The organism is Protofrankia sp. Cas8 (assembly GCF_963555845.1).
Lineage (GTDB): Bacteria > Actinomycetota > Actinomycetes > Frankiales > Frankiaceae > Protofrankia.
Genome location: NZ_CAUVXI010000139.1, coordinates 1,884 through 9,326 on the forward strand (window position 1 = coordinate 1,884; position 7,443 = coordinate 9,326).

At 61.3% G+C, this 7,443-nt stretch carries 4 protein-coding genes; 2 read left to right on the top strand and 2 right to left on the bottom strand.

Translation table 11 applies throughout. The annotated features are described in order from the left end of the window. Positions 1 to 2,231, top strand: a 2,231-nt coding sequence (locus U9977_RS18300; protein WP_322750499.1) for a hypothetical protein, incomplete at its 5' end; no start/stop codon positions are given. After that, positions 2,228 to 3,511, top strand: coding sequence for a hypothetical protein (locus U9977_RS18305; protein WP_322750500.1), 1,284 nt, complete (start codon positions 2,228 to 2,230; stop codon positions 3,509 to 3,511). The genes U9977_RS18300 and U9977_RS18305, both read left to right, overlap by 4 nt. A gap of 48 nt (positions 3,512 to 3,559) precedes the next feature. Here U9977_RS18305 and U9977_RS18310 read toward each other — a convergent pair whose 3' ends face one another. Then, positions 3,560 to 6,253, bottom strand: coding sequence for a KGGVGR-motif variant AAA ATPase (locus tag U9977_RS18310; protein ID WP_322750501.1), 2,694 nt, complete (start codon positions 6,251 to 6,253; stop codon positions 3,560 to 3,562). Beyond that, positions 6,253 to 7,443 (bottom strand): hypothetical protein (locus U9977_RS18315; RefSeq protein WP_322750502.1); only part of this gene is annotated, 1,191 nt, incomplete at its 5' end. The genes U9977_RS18310 and U9977_RS18315, both read right to left, overlap by 1 nt.

Below are 7,443 nucleotides of genomic sequence, written 5' to 3' on the forward strand. Positions count from 1 at the left end.
GGTTGGGATATACGAGCGGGCACCCCACGTGGCGATTGGCATATGGGGCGTTCCTGATGCGGGACGTCGGGGACATCGCAACGGCCAGCGAAGAACTGCCCGATGACGTGTCCAACCCGCCGACTGTCGAGCCGAACGGACGTTTCGACGAGGTTTCTGTCCGTATCTGGCTACTCGCTGTGCAGGCTCAGGCGATCAAAGCGTCCGGTGCGGAAATACCGAGGTTTATCGGCGTCTTGACGGACTGCCTCACGGCGATGACCGAACGCGTCGTGCCACCGCAGATCGCTGCCCGCGTCGCGGTGACCGGATTGGTGCTTTGCCATCAGAGTAGTAACACAGCAGACGTACGTGCGGCGGCGGGTCATTTTGCCGTCAGGCTAACCGCAGAGCTCCCTAAGATCCGGCCGGTGACCGCTCGATTTCTTCCCTTGGCGGATCTTGAATTCTGCGATACGCCGCGAGCGGATTCGGACGAACTTAAAGGGCTCCGTTCGGAGGTCGCAACACTGGACGGCCCCGGCGTTCTTCTTTCCAACACGACTCTGCGAACGCCGTTGTTCCGCGAAGCGCGACGGGTCTGTCGTGATCAGCGGTCGCTGGGGAACCCGCAGCCCGAGGCTAGGTCGCTGTTGGCGCGATGGCGCTGGTCGCGTCCCAGTGATCACTATGCTGAACTCAATTCTGGTCCCTATCAGCGTAATTTTGATCCGATATTGCGGGATCATCTTGAGTCGTTGGTCGATGGAAGCCTGCCGGACAGCGACGAGAGATTGTGGCTCCTGCGCGCCTGGGCCTTCAAACTACTGGCCAAGCAGCCGTCAGCAGCCGGAGAAGTCCGCGACGCAGGTAATCGTGATGCTGCGTTCCGGTATCTCCAGGAAGCGGTCGACAGCGCCGGTGAGGTGCGGACGAAGTCACGCTGGACGGCGGCGATATACGATGCGCGCGCCGAGATCGGGCCGGCCGATCAGCGGGACGACAGCAAAGACAAAGCACGGCGCATCTATGACACTCTCGGTCTGCCGGTGCCACAACAAGAGATCAAGATTGTCTTCGAGGCCCGTCGTGATGACATACCGTATGTGGTTACCAGACCTGATGGTGTGATCGTCGACGTTGATGAGCTCCAACGCCTGATGGCGGCTGATGAGGGCTATCTTCCGTCGCAGCTCGCGGCGGTACTGACCGGGATCGCGTCACGGGCGGTAGACCGCGACGCGATCAGGTACACACTTCGGCTCGAATCGGACGAGCCCCGAGTGCAGATGCTGCCCTGGGAGCTGGCCGATCCGCCACCGGCGGATGGAGAGCGTCGCAGCTGGCTGAACATGTACCGCAGCATGCCAACCGCCGCCAACAAGGTGAACATCCGCTGGTTGGAGGCCGCCCGGGCCACGAACGTGGACAGGTTCGCCGACTTGCGCACCGACAGCACCACGGCCACGGTTTCCGTTTCATCGGAACAGGGCGTCGAACTATACAGATCATTGCGACAATCTCTGCGGGGGCGGAATGGCGATGGAAATGATCAATTTGTTGCGATCGTGAGGCCGGCGACGCGCGCCGACTACCAGGCCAAACCGTCCGGTGAGTCGACACTGTTCGACATCGTGCGGGAATACGAGGAGTGTCACTATCAGATTCGGCACATCAAGCGGTCGGATCTGGGGAATACTGGGCTGCGACTGATTCGGAACAACGACATCTCGACTCCCGCGATACTGCACCTGCGGGCACCGCTGGTAATGATCGGTGATTCTCCGTGCCTCGATTTCTCCGCCGACAGCCCACACCGACGGCCGGCGGGCGGGGTCCGCGGTACCGACGTCCGGCCTCGGGAGGTTGCGAGCTGGATTGCCGAATGCGAACCGGGTACCGCGCCGGTCGTGGTGCTCGACCCGCCGCCGCCCGGCTCGTCCGCGGACTTCCACTCCCAACTACTCCTCCGCAATCTTTTCGCGGCGCTGCTGTTCCAACAGGCTGTGGCACCCGTGGTGGTGGCCGCCGGGCTCGAATTGCGCCACAGCAAAGAAGTGACCCGTGCATTGGCCAAAGGGCTGCGCAGACAAGCCGAAGGGCTGCGCAGACAAGTCGATGTACTGGCTGCCATCCGCGATCTGCGTGAGCCTGTGTGGGCGGACTCCTTGCCGGAATCGGGCGATCTCCATGGCTGGGCGGCGCGCGCCACGGCCGTGTTCGTCGCCACCTCGGCGCTGATTCGTGCATGAGCGGATTGGGTGAACGGCGTCGGGTCGAATGGAACCATCAGGTGGAGAGCCTGTCGGACGAACTTCGCCTGTGGGCGAGTGAGGCCGAGAAAGACGGTCCTCTGGAGAAAAATCACAGTCAGGTGCGGAGCATCGTCATAATGCTTCAATCATTTGCTGAGGAAGCCGGCGTGCGGACGCGGGAAGCGACGTGTTCCATCGGTGATCTTCAAGATATTATTCTCGATCTGCATCATGTCTGGGATTTCTTTCGCTCGAAACTCACGCTCCGCTTCGTCGAATGGAGCAAAGATTTTCTGGTGGCGGCTGACGAGTTTGCCTGGGCGTGCTACCGGCCAGCGGTCGAGATCGGTAGCGTTCGAGGTGATCCCACCATCGCGATCGAGCCTCCACTGGTATTCCTCAACCGTTCACGGACGCCGTTCGCTCAGCTCCGAGGGAGCGAATTTCTCCAGTTCGGCATGAGTTCGGAAGAAGGCCGTACATGGCAACGGGAGATACCATTCCCGATGATCGGTATTCCATGGTACACGACCCACCATGTACCAGACCTCCTCTACGTCGCGCACGAGGTCGGCCACCATATAGAAGATCGTTTTGATCTCGACGACGCTTTACGGCAGCGTATCGCAGACGCCGGCGTGAGTGCGGAGTGGTTGGACTGGTCGGGCGAGGTGTTCGCCGACGTGTATGGCTGCATTTCGGCTGGTGAGGCATATGCCGTTACGCTCTTCGACGCGCTGATGAGCACTGGAGCGGGTGTGGACACCGAAAAATACCCACCTGCACCGTTGCGAGCGCGGGTGTGCCTTGCGGCCGTCGACCAGATCCGCGGCCCCGCTGTGGCCTCGGGTCTTGCCGCTAGCTGGTCCGCATCCTGGCCGGACAGAGCAACTTCATGCGAGGCGGAAAAGGTGGTGGACGCCGTGCTCGCCGGTGCTTATGAAGCACTGGCCGGGCAGACGCTGAGCGGCCGACTGGGATTGGGATTCCAAGATTTTGAGAAGATCCACGATGCGGGCACACTGTTGCTGCGCGGTATCACACCAAGCTTTTTGCAGGACGTGCGGGCGATGATCGCGGCGGCTGCGTTGGCGTTCCACTGCGATCCGGATGAGTTTGACAAACAAGGCGTCGGTGACAAGGCGCTGTGCAAGGTCCGGAGCCTGGTGCGGCGCGGTGTGAGGGCAGGTGCAAACGCTGCGGAGCAAGAGCAGGCGCAGGCTGTCGGCCGGGCACTCTTCCACGCCATGGCAGAACAGCGATCAGAGCGCGGATGAGCTGATTCGGAAATAGATGGGGTGAATTTTCCGGGCTGGACGGTGCCGCTACCTCGGGACTGATTCAAAAGCTTCGCCGACAAATCTCTCGACCGTCGGACCGTTGGGTGCCCGGAGTTCTGCCAGTCGTGTTTGAATCATTCCAAGCGGATTATCCCTCTCGCTGAGCCGTTCGATCAGCATGGTTCGTTCTTCGCCGGATTTTTCATCTTTAAGCTCCAGTGAAATCGAGATGATTTTCAACGCATGGTCAATACAAGAAGCTTCGCTTTCAGTGGCCTGGTCGGTCGGCCCGTCGCTCCATGGTCGCAGCTTGTCGAGTGCCGGCCAGGCGGGCCGGGTCTCGTCCAGCGCCCGCAACAGGTAGGTCGAGATCAGAATTCTTCCCTCGCCGACACCGATCGCATTCTCGTAATGGGTACGGTAATTATCATCGCGTCTTTTTTTCGCGAAATCACCGAATTTGACATGCGCGATGATCCGCTGACTGTCGTCGGCCGCCGCCCTCACGGCTTCTTGATAGTACTGTTCTCTGGCTTCACTGTCCTGTGCGATGTCCGCGAGCGCCGTCAACGCCGCGAAGTGGGTGGTCGGGTCACTCCCGCGTGAATGGTCGCGTGCAAGGGAGAGGTTCTCTCGGGCGCGGAGGGGATTTCTTTCAAAAGCAAAGAAAAGTCCTAGCGCCAGATTACCGCGGGCCCGCTCCTTTTGGTCATCTCGGAGTAGGCGCAGAGCGGCCGTGGCGTGCTGACGGATGTACCTCTCGGCATGGCGCGCAGCGGTGGAGCGAGTGATCTCAAGCTCGCCCCAGGCGCGACGCCTGTAGTCGAGTGGCCCACCCGGCTTGCCCGGCGACGGTGGATCACCCATTTTCTCCATTGCCATGCCGATCGCGTCGGTGATCTGCTCCGCCAAGGCGTCGTCGAGCTCAAGAAGGGCTATGCTGTCGTTCGCCCGTCGAAGGCTCGTTGCCGCGCCGGCCCAGTCGTCCTGTCTGAGATTCGCGACCGCCATGCTGAGACAGGCCCGCGCTTCGGCGTAGGTGTGGCCGATTTTCTGCGCCACATTCGCGGATTGTCTCAGTTTGTGAACCGCAGTGCCAATCTGCTCTTCCGTGCCAAGCAGATAGCGGCCCTCATTATAGGAATGCTCCAGATCGTCCACCGGCAACTCGGGGACGGATTGTACGATACGTCGAGGAATATAGGCCATTTCACCGGGAAATATCGGGGGATAACGGCGGCGACCTATGTTGGCGGCGCGGGCACCAGCCGGCTCACCTAGAGCAGCATAGAGCTCCCGCCGAGCGGCGTCCTCATCGCGTGCCATAAGGTTCGTCGTCACACGGCGGCGCATGAATATTCCTGTCGCGGTACTATTACGGACCGTCACCGGTAGGAGTGCGACCGTACGATTCAATCTGTCCTGCTGCCGGTAGAACAATTCCCAGGCGGCTTCCGCGGAGGCAGACCGTTGGTATTCATGTGACATGAGTGCGACGAGGCACACCTTTTGATCTGGATCCGTCCAGATTCTGTCCAGGTCGACGTCCGGCCTGGACGCGTGATGGCGGCTCACACGGAAGCCCCGCTCCTCGAGCTGCCAGGTCACCCAGTCAGCCCATTTGTAGTCTCCGTATGCGGAGCTGACCACAATGTTGGAGAATGTCATCGGGTCCCACGGTTCCCGACCGGACAGCAGCATCCACCGATTCTTGTCCTTAATCCTCAGCTTAGTATTCCCATCACCCGCCAGATAGCCGGCGAGACGTTCACACGACACGGTCACCAGCGGCGCCGGGTCGGATTCGTCGTGATTGGCCTCGGGGAGTCGTGGCAGCTTCTCGTTGAAAGCGAGGCCTGGGACATAGGGAATTTCCACAGCCTCCAGATAGCCGTCCCGCTCCGCCGTCGGAATCAGCGTCGACGATTGAACAAGATCATTAAAGGTGCGATGACAGAGGTCTTGTGCGGCGTCGAGCCTGAGTCCGTCAGAACCGTCGACCCGAGTAGGCAGGAGCAAGATTTTGATGTCCCTCCCCGACCGCGTGATCTCGTAGGCTCTTCGTCGGGTACCCTCGATGTTCTGGTTGTTCATCGCAAAGCAGAAGACGACCGTATCCGGAAAGTCGTGCAGGCATGCCTCGGCGGTGCCGCTGTAACCGGTCCGGCTGTCAATGAGTATGTACTCGTACTCCGCGCGGAGCTGTTCAAAAACACCTTTGAGGAATCTGTTGCCGCCTCTCCCGTAGAAGCTGCTCCATTCCAGCTTTGCGAGTCGGGCGTGGTAGGAGTTGCCGTTCTCGTCTGTTCTACTCTCCATGCCGGCCGGTAGGATGAACAACACCTCGTCGTCTGAGTCGAACAGGCCGTCTGTCGACATGGCAAAGCATGAGCGTGTAATGCTGGCCCGTGCGCTGTTCTCAGCTGCTTGGAGTTCCGTTTGCCTACTTCTCAGGACGTCGCTCGCCAGGCTGCCAGCCTCGGCCACACGCGAAATGAAAGGGGCGAGGTCGGTCATGGCCTCCAGCAGGCCCAGGCGGTTGCTGATCTCGTCGGCGCCGTAGCCGGTCTGCCGTAGCACGGGCTCGAAGTAGCGGTAGAGGCCGGGGCTCTCCAGATCCCAATCCACCACGAGAACTTTCTTGCCGTTCGACGCGAGTATCCAGGCGACGTGGGCGACGCACATGGAGCGGCCGACGCCACCCTTGAAGGAGTAGAAAGTGACGATTTGGCCGGGCATCAGGGCTCCATGGTGGACATCGAGCCGGTCGTGGATGCGTTTTTCTTGGTGTCCGCGATTATGAAGTAGACCCGGTCGTTCAGCAGATGGGCGAGCTTGTCACCTACCGGGTGTGTGGCCGATTCCCACGGAGAATTGCGGTCCAATTGAATCATCCCGTTCTGCCCGTTGCGTCGTACCGTGAAGCGCTGACCGGCGCCGCTCACCTTGGCGTTGTCGGTGGAGAAAGACGGATCCCCACGGCTGGTGCCGTCCGCGTTGTCGATTCCAAAAGAAATCGTGGATTTTCCGGGAGCGCTCGGCTCCAGGACATCACAGGCGATGTTGTCACGGTAGAGGCTGATCTTGAGACCGCCGACCGGCGCCTGCCGGGTAAGACGGCGCTGGAGTTTGAGGACGCCCGCAGTGATGATGCCGAGCCCGACGAGGCTGAGGATGCTGAGGAACCCTACCTGCCATCTGTTCACGGGGCTGTCGGCGGGGACACGGCTGTCGGCGGGGAAGGGAACGACGGTCAGGGCGACGAACTGGTCGCCCAGCCATCGGGAGGGTAGGCCGGCGTCGAAGACCTGAATGATGCCGCCCGATGGGCCGAGCGGGGCGTTTTCAGCGGCGTGGATCGTGAGGAGCACGGGCTCGCCGTCCTCCACCGCATAGCGATGCAGTGTGGGCGGATTAATGGTGATACCGCCGATGACCCCCAACGTCTTGACCGTGATTTCGCTGATCGAGCCCCAGTCGCCAGTGACAGTCAGGTAGGCGGACACCGAGCCGCCGCGTGGGAGAGGTCCGTTGAGGGTCGGAACGGTGACGATCGGCCCAGGGCGGCCGTCGATCGATGTGTGGTAATCGAATGGGGGCACTTTGAAGCCGGCCCCGGATATGTCCGCGGTAAATCTGAGTGACTCCTCGGTGCCGTCAAGAAGCTGCAGTGGCGCGGCGAAGACAATGATGTCGCTGCCGCCGGAGTCCGCGGCGGCTTGGGTCTGCGGCGGTACGTCGACCGACTTCGTATTCCCGGCGCCGTAGTCGACGGTGAGCCGGGCGGTCACGCCCTTCAACGCTCCTGGGAGCTCGAGTGCACCGGCCCGGGTGTACAGGCGTGCTTCCACGTTCACCATGGGCGGGCCGTCGTTCGGCCCAGATTGTGGTGGGGTTGGGCGTACCAGCATCGCGGTACGCGGCGTCCC